This is a genomic window from Bacillus changyiensis, assembly GCF_027706145.1.
In the GTDB taxonomy this organism is placed as follows: domain Bacteria; phylum Bacillota; class Bacilli; order Bacillales; family Bacillaceae; genus Bacillus; species Bacillus changyiensis.
In genome coordinates this window covers 1,018,180-1,032,700 of record NZ_JAQFWW010000001.1, presented here as the reverse complement: position 1 = coordinate 1,032,700, position 14,521 = coordinate 1,018,180, and the positions used below count along the sequence as shown (strand labels likewise).

Annotated in this window: 13 protein-coding genes, 1 pseudogene and 1 riboswitch; of the genes and pseudogenes, 8 read left to right on the top strand and 6 right to left on the bottom strand. The window is 36.8% G+C overall.

From position 1 onward, the window contains the following. Nucleotides 1–67: 67 nt before the first annotated feature. A complete protein-coding gene (locus PDT38_RS05390; RefSeq protein WP_270799556.1) occupies nt 68–784 on the bottom strand; it encodes a DUF1836 domain-containing protein in 717 nt (238 codons plus the stop codon). A gap of 137 nt (nt 785–921) precedes the next feature. On the opposite strand from PDT38_RS05390, the gene htpX reads away from it, so the two are divergent. From htpX to PDT38_RS05355, 7 genes are all read left to right on the top strand, one after another. Beyond that, a complete protein-coding gene (gene htpX / locus PDT38_RS05385) occupies nt 922–1,812 on the top strand; it encodes a protease HtpX (protein WP_270799554.1) in 891 nt (296 codons plus the stop codon). 306 nt (nt 1,813–2,118) lie between these two features. Beyond that, entirely contained in the window at nt 2,119–3,468 is a 1,350-nt protein-coding gene (locus PDT38_RS05380) for a TrkH family potassium uptake protein (protein WP_270799552.1), read from the top strand. A gap of 72 nt (nt 3,469–3,540) precedes the next feature. Continuing rightward, nucleotides 3,541–5,532 carry a penicillin-binding transpeptidase domain-containing protein gene (locus tag PDT38_RS05375; protein ID WP_270799550.1) on the top strand — a complete coding sequence of 664 codons (1,992 nt, stop codon included), beginning with the start codon at nt 3,541–3,543 and terminating at the stop codon, nt 5,530–5,532. A gap of 128 nt (nt 5,533–5,660) precedes the next feature. Beyond that, nucleotides 5,661–5,816, top strand: a complete 156-nt coding sequence (locus PDT38_RS05370) for a hypothetical protein (RefSeq protein ID WP_270799548.1) — start codon at nt 5,661–5,663, stop codon at nt 5,814–5,816. Nucleotides 5,817–5,818: 2 nt separating this feature from the next. After that, nucleotides 5,819–5,989, top strand: a complete 171-nt coding sequence (locus tag PDT38_RS05365) for a hypothetical protein (RefSeq protein WP_270799546.1) — start codon at nt 5,819–5,821, stop codon at nt 5,987–5,989. 294 nt (nt 5,990–6,283) lie between these two features. Continuing rightward, complete coding sequence (locus PDT38_RS05360; protein WP_270799544.1) at nt 6,284–8,494, top strand: PAS domain-containing sensor histidine kinase; 2,211 nt, start codon at nt 6,284–6,286, stop codon at nt 8,492–8,494. A 5-nt stretch (nt 8,495–8,499) separates the two neighbouring features. After that, nucleotides 8,500–8,991 (top strand): methylated-DNA--[protein]-cysteine S-methyltransferase, encoded by a 492-nt coding sequence (locus tag PDT38_RS05355; RefSeq protein WP_270799542.1) that lies wholly within the window; start codon nt 8,500–8,502, stop codon nt 8,989–8,991. A 201-nt stretch (nt 8,992–9,192) separates the two neighbouring features. Here PDT38_RS05355 and mtnA read toward each other — a convergent pair whose 3' ends face one another. From mtnA to fosB, 4 genes and pseudogenes are all read right to left on the bottom strand, one after another. Further along, the gene (mtnA, locus tag PDT38_RS05350) at nt 9,193–10,026 is read right to left on the bottom strand and encodes an IF-2B domain-containing protein (protein WP_270799540.1); all 834 of its coding nucleotides are present in this window, start codon (nt 10,024–10,026) and stop codon (nt 9,193–9,195) included. Nucleotides 10,027–10,031: 5 nt separating this feature from the next. Beyond that, nucleotides 10,032–11,066: an S-methyl-5-thioribose kinase gene (gene mtnK, locus PDT38_RS05345; RefSeq protein WP_270799538.1), complete on the bottom strand. Its 1,035-nt coding sequence runs from the start codon at nt 11,064–11,066 to the stop codon at nt 10,032–10,034. Nucleotides 11,067–11,132: 66 nt separating this feature from the next. Then, nucleotides 11,133–11,270: riboswitch (SAM riboswitch) on the bottom strand. 75 nt (nt 11,271–11,345) lie between these two features. Beyond that, the gene (locus PDT38_RS05340; RefSeq protein ID WP_270799537.1) at nt 11,346–12,125 is read right to left on the bottom strand and encodes a carbon-nitrogen family hydrolase; all 780 of its coding nucleotides are present in this window, start codon (nt 12,123–12,125) and stop codon (nt 11,346–11,348) included. Between the two features lie 46 nt (nt 12,126–12,171). Continuing rightward, a pseudogene (gene fosB, locus PDT38_RS05335) lies at nt 12,172–12,581 on the bottom strand (metallothiol transferase FosB); the annotation flags it as partial. A gap of 169 nt (nt 12,582–12,750) precedes the next feature. On the opposite strand from fosB, the gene PDT38_RS05330 reads away from it, so the two are divergent. Next, the gene (locus PDT38_RS05330; protein ID WP_270799534.1) at nt 12,751–12,990 is read left to right on the top strand and encodes an aspartyl-phosphate phosphatase Spo0E family protein; all 240 of its coding nucleotides are present in this window, start codon (nt 12,751–12,753) and stop codon (nt 12,988–12,990) included. Nucleotides 12,991–13,025: 35 nt separating this feature from the next. On the opposite strand, the gene PDT38_RS05325 is transcribed toward PDT38_RS05330, so the two are convergent. Next, nucleotides 13,026–14,516, bottom strand: a complete 1,491-nt coding sequence (locus tag PDT38_RS05325) for a PAS domain-containing sensor histidine kinase (RefSeq protein WP_270799533.1) — start codon at nt 14,514–14,516, stop codon at nt 13,026–13,028. Between the last annotated feature and the right edge of the window lie 5 nt (nt 14,517–14,521).

Below are 14,521 nucleotides of genomic sequence, written 5' to 3'. Positions count from 1 at the left end.
ATGCCTACTATTTGTAGTGCATCACCTTTTTTTAAAAAGAACCCTTTTTGAGTTTTTCAGTGTTTTTTTACATATGATATTTGTTAAATATTTGTTGGATCATTGATTGTGCTGTTGTCTGAATATGGGAGACAACAACTGATAGTACGGTAACTGATGTGGTGTCTTTCACTATGTTCCATTCGTCATCTGAAAGATCATAATAGAATTCGCGAAGCCGGTTTGTTTGCTCAATAACGATTGATTTCAGTGCTGATTCAATTCGGATATAATCTTTTATTTGATACACGTACTCGAGGACTTTTGCATATCCTTCATAAAAACGAAGCGGGCTAACAACATCGTCTGAACGGTCGGTAATGGTATTAAAAATCATATTTAAAATAGGTCGGATCGTTTCAAAGTCATAAACTGATTTTAAATCCCGTACAATAAGAAGGATAACAGCTTGCTCAATCGAGTATTTTTTACCGAGCTCTGGATGGCCCATTAAATCTTTAATATCCCGTTTAATCCAGTTTTGAATGGCTGTTGATTTTAAGCTTGTGAGCTCACATAAATTACCGAGTTCTACAATTTCATTAGTAGAAAGTCCGTGTTCAGTTTTCTGTTTTTTTCGTTCGTATCTCAGGATGAATTCTGGAATCCTTAGTTTATATTCTGTTTCATTACCGGCTTGATTTCCTGAATTTAATAAGATTGTAAGCGGACTAATATCAAGCTGTCCTTTTAAAGCATACATTAATTTTGCCATTTCTAGGCGAGTTAGTTGATAAGGTTCCATGTTCCACCTCGTATGTATTCATGCATTAATAAACATTATAAACATTATCTTACGTCTTATCGCTTGCATTTTCAAACAGATGTTATATAATTTCATTAAACAAGTTCATTTGAACTTATTATAACATGGAGGTTATGATGGGAAAAAGAATTCTTCTCTTTCTATTGTCGAACATCTTAGTCATTACAACAATCGGTATTGTACTATCGATTATCAGTTCCTTTACAGGAGTTGGGACGTATTTTACTGCTGATGGAATTAATTTACCGGCGCTTCTTGTATTTAGTGCAGTTGTTGGCTTTGTCGGCTCCTTCACCTCACTTTTAATGTCGAGATGGATGGCTAAAATGGCGATGGGTGTGCAGGTGTTAAACCCTGAGAAAGAATCGCTTACTGATGAACAGCAACAATTGGTGGATCGTGTTCACCGATTAGCACGTGCTGCAGGATTAACAAACATGCCGGAAGTCGGCATTTACAATTCCCGAGAAGTCAATGCATTTGCAACAGGTCCATCCAAGAGACGCTCACTTGTTGCTGTCTCAACAGGGCTGCTTCAAGAGATGGATGACAATGCTGTTGAGGGTGTGCTGGCCCATGAAGTCGCTCACATCGCCAATGGTGATATGGTGACAATGACATTGCTTCAAGGAATTGTCAATACATTTGTCGTTTTCTTTGCAAGAATTGCTGCATGGGTAGCTACTCGATTTGTTCGCGAAGAATTGGCGCCGATCGTCCACTTTATCGCGGTGATCGTTTTCCAAATTGTCTTCTCCATTCTCGGTAGTCTAGTTGTATTTGCTTATTCACGCCACCGTGAGTTTCATGCAGACAGGGGCGGTGCAGACCTTGCTGGCAAAGACAAGATGATTCATGCACTTCGTTCGCTTGAGCATTATACAGCAAGAATTAAAGAAGAACAAGCTTCTGTTGCAACATTAAAAATTAACGGAAAAAAACAAACTTTACTTTTCTCAACTCACCCAGATTTAAATGAGAGAATTCGTCGTCTTGAAGCAAAATAAATCACAGACTCCTCTTGGATAGGGGAGTTTTTTTATGTTTATATTAGATACTTAACAAACACCGTCATTACGTATTTGAAAGAAAGTATTTTGTCATTTGCCGAATAAAGACAAAAGTCTTGTGGCAAGTGGTTAAAAAATGGAATTGAAAAATTATGTCAAACTCAGCAAAAGGAGTTGATTTAAAATCCATTTATTTCATAATAGAATTGATTTTTATTCGATGAACGTATCTGTACATCTAGGAATGTTTCCTTTAAAATGGAACACGTTATGAATAACGACTACAAATAAAAGAGGAATATGATGAAAGTTTTAATGAAGAAGATGTTACGTGTGCTTTCACCATTTCAATTGATTGCGCTTTATTATGTTTTAGCTGTTACAGTTTCCGTTGTTTTATTAAGCCTTCCGGTTGCCCACCAAAAAGATGTTGAATGGTCTTTTATAGACGCATTGTTTACTGCGGTAAGTGCTGTAAGTGTAACCGGTTTGACAGTTGTTGATACGGCTGACACATTCAGTACGACTGGCATTTGGATGTTGGCATTTATTTTGCAGTTTGGTGGGATCGGGATTATGACACTTGGGACTTTTGTCTGGCTCATTCTTGGGAAACGGATCGGTTTAAAGGAGCGACGTCTCATTATGACTGATCAAAACCAGACACATTTATCTGGTCTTGTGAAACTGATGAAACATGTACTTGCCCTCATTGTTTTGATTGAGTTAATTGGTGGATTAGTACTTGGAGCCTATTTTTTGAAGTATTTTGATTCGGTCGAGGAGGCTTTTATCCAAGGCTTTTTCACCAGTATCAGTGCGACAACCAATGCAGGATTTGATATAACGGGAAGCTCAATGATTCCGTTTCAGCATGACTATTTTGTTCAGTTTATCGTGATTTTGCTGTTAATCTTTGGAGCGATTGGATTTCCGGTACTCATCGAGGTCAAGGAATTTCTTTTTAGCAAAAAAAGGAATTATATCTTCAGTCTGTTTACAAAGCTAACATCGGTCACTTTTTTTCTGTTAGTGATTGGTGGAGCCATTGGCATTTATCTTTTAGAAGCCAACTTTTTATATGCAGGAAAACCTTGGCATGAAGTATTGTTTTATTCCTTGTTTCAGTCAACAACGACCCGAAACGGTGGTCTAGCTACAATCGATATCAGCCAATTTTCAGATGCAACTGCCTTGTTTATGTGTATCCTAATGTTTATTGGTGCCTCACCAAGTTCTGTTGGTGGAGGTATTCGGACAACTACCTTTGCTCTAAACTTATTAGCTTTGTTTCATTTTGCTAGAGGAAATAAGTCAGTGAAAATTTTCAAAAGAGAGCTTTACCATGATGATTTGATGAAATCATTGATCGTAACGATGATGGCTAGTTTACTCGTATTTTGTTCAACACTAGTCTTAACAGTGACCGAAGACCATTCTTTATTACAACTTTTGTTTGAAGTATGTTCGGCATTTGGAACGACTGGCTTATCAATGGGGATTACTTCAGAGCTTAGTCCAGTAGGAAAAAGTGTGATTATCCTCTTGATGTTTATCGGAAGGATCGGTATTGTCACACTTCTTTATTTAATAGGAAGAAAAGAGATTGAAGCAAATTTTCATTACCCAAAAGAAAGAATCATTATTGGATAAGGATAAACCTTCTAAATTTCTTTTGTATGGTATAATACTTCATGGCGGACATGAAAAATAGGGGGAAAACAGATGAAAAATAAAATCCTCCATTTGTTTATGGTCATCGGTTTTCTGTTGCTGGCAGGAGCTTGTTCAAATGAACCGACAGCAAAACAAAGCATGGACCAATATGTAGACAAATGGAACAATCAAAACTTTGAAGAGATGTATGACCAGCTTTCAGCTGCCACAAAAAAATCAATCTCAAAGGATGATTTTATTAAACGCCATCAAACGATCTATGAACAGGCAGGAGTTTCTGATTTAAAGATTTCCATTGTTGATCAGAATGATGAGGATGACAAAAAAGATGTGACAACGATTCCTTATAAAGTCAGTATGCAAACCTTAGCGGGACCTGTGTCCTTTAAAGGAACAGCAAAGCTTGTAAAAGAAGAAAAGGATGGCAATACATCATGGAATATTAATTGGAATCCCTCTTTTATTTTTTCTCAATTGAAAAAAGGAGAAACAGTCAAAGTTTCAGCTAAAGAACCTGTTCGTGGTACCATATATGATCGAAATGATAAAGCGCTCGCAACGAATACGGAAGTTCCCGAAATCGGAGTTGTTCCTGGGAAACTCGGAAGTAATAAAGAACAGACTTTGAAAAAACTGGCGAAATTCCTTGATATAGAGTTGGCGGATATCGAAAAACAATTTTCTGCCGGATGGGTAAAAGACGATTCATTTGTACCACTTAAAAAAGTAAGGCCAGATCAGACAGACATTATTAAAAAAGCGACATCTTTACCAGGTGTGTTAAAACAAGAAGTTGTGTCAAGATATTATCCATACAAAGAAAAAGCTGCTCATTTAACGGGTTACATCAGACCGATAACAAAGGAAGAATTAAAACAAAATAAAGAAAATTATAGTGATCATTCATTACTTGGCATTGTTGGCCTTGAACATATTTATGAAAAGACATTACGAGGCAAAATGGGTTGGACAATTACAATACCTGAATCAAGAGCAACGATTGCATCAAAGGATGCTAAGGACGGGGCAGATATTAAAACTGTGATTGATATTGCAAAACAAGAACAACTATATAACCAATTGAAAGATGATTCTGGTGCTGCTGTGGCTTTGGACCCCCAAACCGGAGAAACATTAGCGCTCGTTAGTGCTCCTTCCTATGATCCAAATGGTTTTTTATTTGGCTGGAAAAAAGGAGAATGGGAAAAATTAAACAAAGACGATGCAGCCCCATTTGCTTCAAAGTTTAATAAAACGTATGCGCCAGGTTCAACAGTTAAACCGATTACAGCTTCAATTGGATTGAAAAATGGTGTGATCAAACCAGACGAAGAGAAAAGCATTGTCGGTAAAGAGTGGCAAAAAGATGCGTCTTGGGGTGGATACAAAGTGACAAGGGTATCAGAGCGACTAAGTAAAGTCAACTTGGAAAATGCCTTGATTACATCTGATAACATTTATTTCGCACAAACTGCCATTGATACGGGAGCAGATCATTTTACAGAAGGCTTAAAATCATTCGGTTTTGAAGAAAAGCTCAACTATGAGTTCCCGACAAGTCCTTCCTCGATAGCAAATGACAAAATTGAATCAGATATTCTCTTGGCTGATTCAGGATATGGACAGGGACAGATGCTAATGTCTCCACTTCATTTGGCAGCCACTTACACAGCTTTTTTAAATCAAGGAGATATGCTCAAGCCATATTTAATTAAAAAAGACGGTGATAAGAAAGAGATATGGCATGAAGGTGTTGTCACTGCTGAAGGCGCGGACACCATTACAAAAGGCTTGAAAGGTGTTGTTGAAGACCAGCGTGGATCTGCCTTTAGACCGGTAGAAAAAGGACTCACAATCGCAGGGAAAACAGGAACAGCAGAGTTAAAAAAGAAAAAGGGTGAAAAAGGAAAAGAAAATGGCTGGTTTACAGCCTACGATTATAAGAACAAAGATCTTTTGATTACAATGATCATTGAAGATGTCTCAGATCGTGGAGGCAGTTCATATGTTGTCAAAAAAGTAAAAAAGATGTTTAAATGAGGGTTATCCGAAAGGTTGGATTTTTCTGACTTTTCGGAGGCTTTTTTTTTCTATAAAGTGGATGTGTGGAATCGCTTGTTTAGGCAAGCCTATTGATGAACAATATCAACAGAAAGGAGAAGGATATCATGAAGCGAAAAGCTGCTCGAAATGAAGCCGCAGTTAATAATAAAACACCTGTTGAAAGTATGGATGACCATCAATATATGACACAATTTGATGCTGAAAATGGGGATAGAGGTGCTAATCGCAACTCGAAAAATGGCAAGCAGGGTGGAGCATGACAATGAAAAAGCACCAAAAAAGTAAAGAAAAACAAAACCATAAAAAACCGATGAATAAACAAGTGCTTGAAGAGGAATTTTCAAGTGAACTCGGTGATGTCAATGCTTTTAAAATGATAGATGTGATTGAACATAACAAAACGAAAATGGCCAAGAAAAACAATCATTGTTGAAAAAAATTAGCTTTTTGGGGCTGTCCGGTAAGTCAATTTTTGGACTTTCGGACGCCCTTTTCACGTTTAAATTGAAGAAATTTTTTTTGCAATGACAGCTTTTTAATGTAAGGATGGATCGTTTGGTTTGTCTATCCTTAAGTAATTTAGTAAAATGGAGTACCATTTCCCTGGAAATATTGCGAAGTGAACGAAAAAAATATCCCATTGCTGTAAAAGTTTGAAACAAATGAAGGAAGAATTGATAGATTGTAGAATTATTGGAGGATAGGTTTTGAAGAAGGAGTGTAACAAATGACAGAGACTCTTGATTTAAAAAAATCCTTGAATCTGCAAAACCAGTTAAAAAGCCTGAAAGATGAGAACGATACCTTAAAAACGGAGTTGCATTATTACGAACTGATGTTCAATGGAACGCTTGATGCTATTTTTATTCTAGACGAGCAAATGAATATTATGAGAGCAAACAATGCCGCTTGCAACATTCTGCAATGTGAAAAAACAGAGTTGTTGAACCGTTCTGCGATTGCTTTTTTGCATGCTGTTTCACCTGAAGAATTAACGCGGAATATTCGTTGTTTTTTAGAACGTGGTTATTTAAAGAGAGAAGTAGCCATCAGGTTGGATAATGGATCAGTAAAATATGTGGAGTTTACGGCGAACAAAGGGCTAGGAGAAAATTGCATCTTTGTTGTTATGAGAGATATCTCATCAAAAAAGATATTAGAACGTGAACGGACAATGAATGAGAAGCTCTTTAAAGATTTATTTCATAGGGCAGTTGAAGGGATTGTCATTTTTGATAAACAAGGCAGTTTTATTGATGCGAACGATTCTTTTTGCCAAAGCTTTGAAATTGCAACTGGTGAGCTCTCAAACCTGAAACTGGCCGATTTCGTATCCGTTGAAAATACTGATAAACTGAAAAATATGTTACGGACCTTATATAGAAAAGGAAAAACAAAAGGTGAATTGCCAGTACGTCTGCGATCTGGAAAATATAGGCTTTTTGAACTGACAGTCACATCTAATATTTTAAACGGTTTTTATATGTCAATTATGAGGGATATTACTGAAAAACGTCTCATGGAAAGAAAGCTGTTTAAAAGTGAAGAACGATTTAGAGAAGTGTTTGAAAATGCGATGGATGCAATTATTATCATGAACAAGGATTGGCAAATTGTAAAAGCCAATCAGTCAGCCTGCAAAATTTTTGAATTACCGATGAGAGAGCTATTAACAAAAAGAATCATTGACTTTATTGACTTAACAGATAAACGCTATTTTTCTATTCGAAAGCGTTATGATGAAAAAGGAGAAATGCGAGAAGAACTACAGTTTCGGATGGGAAATGGGCAATATAAAGAACTTGAGTTTACATCAAAGCGAATCATGTTCGGTAACCAGCATTTAACGATTTTAAGAAATGTCAGTGACCGGAAGCGAATGGAAAAAGAGTTACGGGAAAGTGAACTTAAATTTAGGAAAGTATTCAATGGATCAATGGATGGAATAGTCCTTTTTAACAATCAGTATAAAATCATTGATGCCAACCCTTTAGCAGGAAAAATACTTCATATTCCGGTTGAACAATTAAAATCGTTTAATCTTCTCGATATTTTATCTGAATATCAGATTGAAAATGCAGTTTCACAAGTTAAGACAATCTCTTTTGAGGAAATCGATAATGACATTCCATTTTTATTAAACAATCAAAAACAAATTCTAGAGTTTTCTTTTAAGCGAAACATCATTCAAAATATGAATATGGCGATGCTCAGGGATGTGACGGAACGAAAAGAACTTGAAGAGCGCCTACGCAAGTCTGATACACTTCATGTTGTTGGAGAGCTGGCAGCGGGAATCGCCCATGAGATTCGCAACCCGATGACTGCTTTAAAAGGGTTTATTCAGCTGCTTGAAGGAAGTATTAAAGAGGAAGATCATTCACTTTATTTTAATGTCATTACATCGGAGTTAAAAAGAATAGAATCAATCATCACAGAATTCCTAATTCTCGCCAAACCACAGGCTATTATGTATGAAGAAAAAAATATTATTAAAATTATGCAGGACACGATGGATCTTCTTCATGCACAAGCGAATTTGGATAATGTCCAGATGCACTTCGACTATTATGACAAAATTCCACTGATTTACTGTGAACCGAATCAACTTAAACAAGTTTTTATTAATATTTTAAAAAATGCTATTGAGGTGATGCCTGATGGGGGAAATATCTATGTGAAAATTCAAAAGAAAGACAACAGCCATATTACCGTATCCTTGACTGATGAAGGAATTGGTATGGCGGAGGATAAATTAAAGCGTCTGGGAGAACCTTTTTATACAACAAAAGAACGCGGTACTGGACTTGGGTTGATGGTTAGCTATAAAATTATTGAAGAACATAATGGAGAAATTGAAGTTGAAAGTATAGAGGGGAAAGGTACAACTTTTCACCTGACACTTCCAATTAGACAACACCATGAAGAGGGAGGTTAAAAGCTTTGGGCTATTATAGTACAATCACTCTACCTTTTGGACAAGCATACCTTGTCGAGCAAAACCGGCATTTGACACATTTACTTTTTGAAAAAGAAGACTTGAGTAGTTTAATCAATTTAGATCTTCAAAAGCGGGATACTGAACTATTAAAAAATGCCAAACTGCAGCTTGAGGAGTATTTTAAAGAGAAACGAAAAGTGTTCACAATCCCGCTGTCTCTAGAGGGGACAGCATTCCAAAAAAAAGTCTGGGGAGCACTGCTGTCCATTCCTTATGGAGAATCGAGGAGTTATTCTGATATTGCACATGCAATTGGAAAGCCTACTGCGGTTCGTGCAATTGGCCAGGCAAATAAAAAAAACGCGATTCCAATTATGGTTCCATGTCATCGTGTCATTGGAAAAAATCGGACACTGACTGGTTATGCTGGAAATGAGATCGATAAAAAAGCGTTGCTGCTTGATATTGAAAAAATTTCTTATCAAGTAAATTGATTAAATATACAGTTCCTTTTTTTTGTTTGCGACATATACTTTTATTAAGTTAAAAATGTTGGTGATGGTAAAAAAAGGAGGGCAAATACATGAAACTGAGTCGCCCGCAAAAGATTGCTGGTTATGCTGAATGGTTTTTCAAACTTCATGTCCTTACGGCAGAACAAAAAAAGGAAATTATTAAGTTGATAAACAACCGTTTTAAATAAAAAAACGTTCAATTTCATGCTTGTCCGTGATCAGTCCATTTTCTGTAATGATGCCTGATATGAGATGAGCTGGGATGTGCCCTCCTTTCGTTGTGTTATGAATGGTTTGCTGACTTTCAAAATGACTAAATGTAAAAGCAGGAGCGGCGATAAAAAGCGGAATATCAAATGCTTTAGCTAATACTGCTAACCGGTACGTACTAATCTGATAGGTGTCGTCACTGTTTTTGATGATATAGTCAGTTCCGGCAATTACAGCTGAAATGTTTTTTTTCGTTAACATGCTAGCTGCTGTATAATTTTCGATGTTAGTGATTTCTGTCTCATGTTGTACTAGCTTCAGTTGATTATTGTGAATGTCGCAAGTATAGATGTTAAAGTCAAGACATTTAGTATTTGAAAGGGTATTAGAGATCGTCATCATCATTTCACCGGGATGAAACAGTTGCAGAACATTTTGACCAATCTGTTGGTATATCTCTTCTTCCTCAATCTGGATTTGAATCGCCTTGTGCACAAGAATGGTTTTAGCCTCGTTCACTGATTTTGCACTTTTTGTCCTTTTGATTAGATCTTCCAACATTGATGAGACATAACCAGCTGGCGATTTGCTCAGTATATCTTTTAGTGATGTCAGCTGTTTGTAAAAATCGGTAACATCTACCGCGTCAATATCTTGGGCGTGAAGAGCAAGTCTGGACACAGCAATGCCCATAGTTGGTTTGTTTTGAAGTGACTCGTATATATCTTCCTTCGCTGTTAGATATTCCGGAAATGGGGTTAAGATTTTAACTGCTGTTTCGTCCTGTTTTGAAAAATCAGGCATATGAATCACTCCTTCAGCACAGTATGAATTATGTCTTTTGTTGTATGGAAATTTTTAGTATGTCCGATGAACTTTGCACCTATTTTTTGAGCACGCTCTTTTTGTTTGAAACTTCGGTTAGCCAGCCTCATTAATTCACATCCAGCAAACCCCACAGTATCTGCAAATATTTCTCTTAGTGTTCTTTCTAGACAATTGTTCGTTTTGTATACGTTTAAGCAGTCTTTTTCCCATGCTTCACTAAAAGTGGAACAGAATGTTTCCCACATCGTTTCGATATGGTTTAATAAAACAATTTGTTGATTGTCATTTCTAGTTAATGCAGTGAGTATCAGACTAGCGGTGAATTGCCCCAAATCAAAACCAAACGGTCCAAAAAATGAAAATTTTGGATCTGTTACTTTTGTTTCGGTTTCTCCGGCCCAAATACTGCCTATATGGAGATTACCGTGAATCAAAGTTTCTTCGGAATTGAAAAATCGTTTTTTCAGCTTATCGATATGAACTTTTAATGTTTGTTTGTTGTCTATTTTTTGTATTTTATTAAAAAAATTCTCTTCCCAAAAACTTGGGGATGTAACGTGTTTCATCAGCCGTTTTTTTACCTGGATGTCCAATGCATAGCTAGACGTATAAAATAAGGTTTTTCCAAGAAATTCTCCAATATCTGTTGATAGATTTGGATAATTATTCTCATTCATTAATCCTTTTTTGACGATCTGCAAATGGGATAGATCCTCTAAAACTGTTACTGCAAGATCTGTATCTGCATAAACCACCTTTGGTACAAGATGAGGAACATATATTGATTGGCGAAGCAGTGCGCTATTTTCAATTTTCGCGTACTGCTTTGCATCATGTATTGCTTGTTTGATGATCAGCCCTTTGTTTTGAGATTGATCATAAACATGAAAGATCAGATTTTGATTATCGTTATCCATCTCCCGACAAGTTAATTTGCTCCCATTAGAAAAAAAACCAAGCTTGATCATAAGTGCTACTGCTGAACTTTCTGTTAAAGGATTTTGAACGACAGTCATTTTGCTCCCTCCCAAAAGTAAAAGCCTCTTTCCCAGTGAGAGAAAGAGGCTGATCGTAATCCGCCTCTCTTATCTCTCAGAAATAGATCTGATGGATTTAGCACCGTGCCCTAAAGGCGCATTTGCGCCCCATTTCACAATGGAATTACGGTCGGTTGCTGTTGGGGTCATAAGGCCAGTCCTTCGCCCAACTCTCGATAAGAGAAAACAGTATGAAATTTAGTTAGAATGGTTGTTGAAAATATTAACAATGTTCATGTTTGTTTGTCAACTCTTTTTTTAATATAAATCTTTGCGGATATCTTCAAAAATAGGTATTTCTTTGCGAATTCTTTTTACATCATGAAGGTCAATTTCCGCTCTGATGACAGCTTCCCCATCTTGAGCTTCGGCAAGAATGTTTCCTAATGGATCAATGATCATACTGTGACCGGCAAATTGGTTTGCTGGATCTTTTCCCGAACAATTGCAGGCAGCAACAAAACATTGATTTTCAATGGCTCTGGCGATTAAGAGGCTTCGCCAATGATGAAGTCGTGGTGCCGGCCATTCAGCCGAAACAAACAGTATATCGATCCCTTTTAAAGTATGTTTTCTGATCCATTCAGGAAAACGGATGTCATAACAGATGACACCAGCTGCTTTCATTCCCGCTAGTTCAAAGCAGCCATCAGTAGAGCCGGGGGTGAGATAAAGATGTTCATCCATCTGTTGAAAAAGATGAACTTTACTGTATTCTTTAACAAGATCTCCACGTTTGTTTGTCATGTACATCGTATTGTAAACACCGGCTTGTTTCTTAACCGCAACTGATCCACCAACAATATCGATATTGTTCGCTTTTGCTGTGTTCTGAAGCCATGCTTTCGTCTGTTTTCCCTCATTATCTCCAATCTGCTGAAGGTTCTGTAAATCATAGCCTGTTGTCCACAATTCAGGGAGAATCAAAATATCTGAGTGCCGACTCTCAGCTTCAATTAAACATTGTGCTTTTTTGAAATTTTCTGAAGGATTTCCGTATGATATGGCGAATTGTAGACAAGAAATCGTCCGTTTCAATTTGTTTCACCTCGTTTTCGTAATAATTCCTCAATATGGGCTTGATGAAAGGAAGGTGAGGCTTTTCTTTCGATAGTATGCGAGTCTGTCGAAAACTGAACCAGTGTGAAGTTCAAATTTATGTCCATCAGGATCTGAGAAATAAATTGAACCATGACCTTTTCTCCCTTTCAGCACCTTCACACCTAATGCTTTTAGTTTCACCTCCCAATCCGGCAAATCTATTTGAGCCATTGAAAAAGCAAGATGTGTGTAGGAATCATGAATCTGTGTTCGCTGAAGGTTTTTTTCTTCGTTCAATGCCAGCCAGATCCCGTTTAAATCAAAATAAGCCGTTTTCTTGCTCTTTACAAGCCATTTCGCCTCAAACACCTTTTCATAGAATCTAACAGAGGTTTCCAGATCAGAAACGGAAAATAGGAGATGATTAATTCCTGTTATTTTGCTACTTTCCATCTAGTATCCACTCCTTTTGTAAGCCGTTACAATCATGTGATAAATCTATTATACCGGAGTAAACACTTTTTTTGAAAAAATGGGTTTACAAAATAGGTATAATCTGTAATAATGCTCAAGTACGCAAAATTTGGAGATTTGTCACTTTATGTGGTAAGGGGGGAAAAGCATGCACATAGACAGAGAAGCATTGCTAGTTTCCATCAATGAAAAGCGGCAAAAAATGGTGGAAGCTGCTGAAATTCATGGATATACAGGACATGAAACGATAAAACAAAGTCAAGAATTGGATCAATTAATCTATCAATATCAAAAAATGTCTGTCATTGACAATGATTCGTCAGAACAGCCATTGCATCTTTATGTAGACCGCAATGACTGTTTGATTGTTGAAAAATATACGGCATAATGAGATCCGTTATAAGCGGTGGAACTTGAGGTATTTTAATCCGCTTTTTCATTTGATATCGGCAACTTGATCGTTACGGTTGTCCCTTTATGCTGTTCACTTTCTATATGAATCGTTCCTTTATACATAGAGATAATCCGTTTACAAACGACGAGACCAAGTCCAGTTCCTTTTTCTTTAGATGTAATAAAGGGTTGGAAAATTTTATCCATCATTTCCTTAGGAATTCCTTCACCATTATCTTTCACAACAACTTCTGCTATTTGTTGGTCATGTTCGATTCTAATGATCAGTTTCCCGCCGTTTTTCATAGATTCTAAAGAATTTTTAGCAAGATTCAAGACAACTTGCTTAATATGATCTTTATTGCAAAAAACGTATGCAGAATTTTTTGCTTGATTATGGACCTCAACCTCTACATTATATAAATGTGCTTCTGAATAAATAATGGGCATAATTTCATCGACCATTTCATTCATCATGTTTAACTGCCATTCCTCTGCCGTCGGTTTTCCTAGCACAAGGAATTCACTGACAATTTGATTGATTCGCCTAATCTCCTGATCGATTACTGAGAAGTACATTTGATCTTCCTTCGAGGTATATTTTTTCTGAAGGAGCTGGATAAACCCACTGATCCCTGTGAGCGGATTTCTAATTTCATGAGCTGTGCTCGCTGCAAGGGTGCCAATCAATTCTAGCTTTTGTGTTTCATTTTGGGCAAGCTCCTGCCTTGTCCGCCGTTTCAGCAAAATATACTGTAATAAGAGGAATAAAATGTTAAGTAAGATGAAAATGCTTAAAAATGAAAACAGAATGCCGCGAGCCATTTGTTTAGACTGAACGGGAGTTGGATAAACTTCCAGCTTCCAAGCGATTTGATCAAGATATGCATCAACAGTTTCACGGTTTTTTTCTGGAGGCGAGCTTCCTGCTGTAAAAACAATTTGATCTTTCTGATTAAGAACTTTAATAAAAAGTTCTGGACTTAGCATATCGATAATGTTTTTTAAGTAATCGATGCGAATCGTTGCCATTAAAAAATTTGTCACATGACCTTTCTCATCAAAAACAGGTGTAAAGATATTCAGCTCATTCCTGTCTGTTGCACCTTCTGTAATGTCTATAATAACAGATTTTTTTGAGTTTTCAGCTTCTTTCAAAATATCCTTGCTAAACGATATCTTTTTTTCATGATCAGGCTTTGTATTTAACATGACATCGCCTTTTTTATTCAGCAAATACAGTGTAGAAATACGCGGTTCTTTTTTATAGGTTTCGGTTAGAATTCGTCCAATCTGTGGTTTGCTAACAGGGTGGTTAAGGGCTGTTGCCAAAGTGCTCATTCGCGCTTCTGTTTCACCTATTAAATAATTGAGTTGGTTACGATGAATGTTCAGCATAACAGACGCTATCCGCCGATGTCTTTCAGCTATATGTTCCAGTCTTTCATTGTATATAAAAAAACTGATAATAAAAGCTGGAACCATGACAAAACTCAAATAAAGTATAACTTTTTTCAACATTTCAC

What these genes read in the sequence shown, in the direction of transcription:
- PDT38_RS05390 (WP_270799556.1), bottom strand. Translation starts at nt 784, where the DNA reads ATGGAACCTTATCAACTAACTCGCCTAGAAATGGCAAAATTAATGTAT.
- htpX (WP_270799554.1), top strand. Translation starts at nt 922, where the DNA reads ATGGGAAAAAGAATTCTTCTCTTTCTATTGTCGAACATCTTAGTCATT.
- PDT38_RS05380 (WP_270799552.1), top strand. Translation starts at nt 2,119, where the DNA reads ATGAAAGTTTTAATGAAGAAGATGTTACGTGTGCTTTCACCATTTCAA.
- PDT38_RS05375 (WP_270799550.1), top strand. Translation starts at nt 3,541, where the DNA reads ATGAAAAATAAAATCCTCCATTTGTTTATGGTCATCGGTTTTCTGTTG.
- PDT38_RS05370 (WP_270799548.1), top strand. Translation starts at nt 5,661, where the DNA reads ATGAAGCGAAAAGCTGCTCGAAATGAAGCCGCAGTTAATAATAAAACA.
- PDT38_RS05365 (WP_270799546.1), top strand. Translation starts at nt 5,819, where the DNA reads ATGAAAAAGCACCAAAAAAGTAAAGAAAAACAAAACCATAAAAAACCG.
- PDT38_RS05360 (WP_270799544.1), top strand. Translation starts at nt 6,284, where the DNA reads ATGACAGAGACTCTTGATTTAAAAAAATCCTTGAATCTGCAAAACCAG.
- mtnA (WP_270799540.1), bottom strand. Translation starts at nt 10,026, where the DNA reads ATGCCTGATTTTTCAAAACAGGACGAAACAGCAGTTAAAATCTTAACC.
- mtnK (WP_270799538.1), bottom strand. Translation starts at nt 11,066, where the DNA reads ATGACTGTCGTTCAAAATCCTTTAACAGAAAGTTCAGCAGTAGCACTT.
- PDT38_RS05330 (WP_270799534.1), top strand. Translation starts at nt 12,751, where the DNA reads ATGCACATAGACAGAGAAGCATTGCTAGTTTCCATCAATGAAAAGCGG.
- PDT38_RS05325 (WP_270799533.1), bottom strand. Translation starts at nt 14,516, where the DNA reads ATGTTGAAAAAAGTTATACTTTATTTGAGTTTTGTCATGGTTCCAGCT.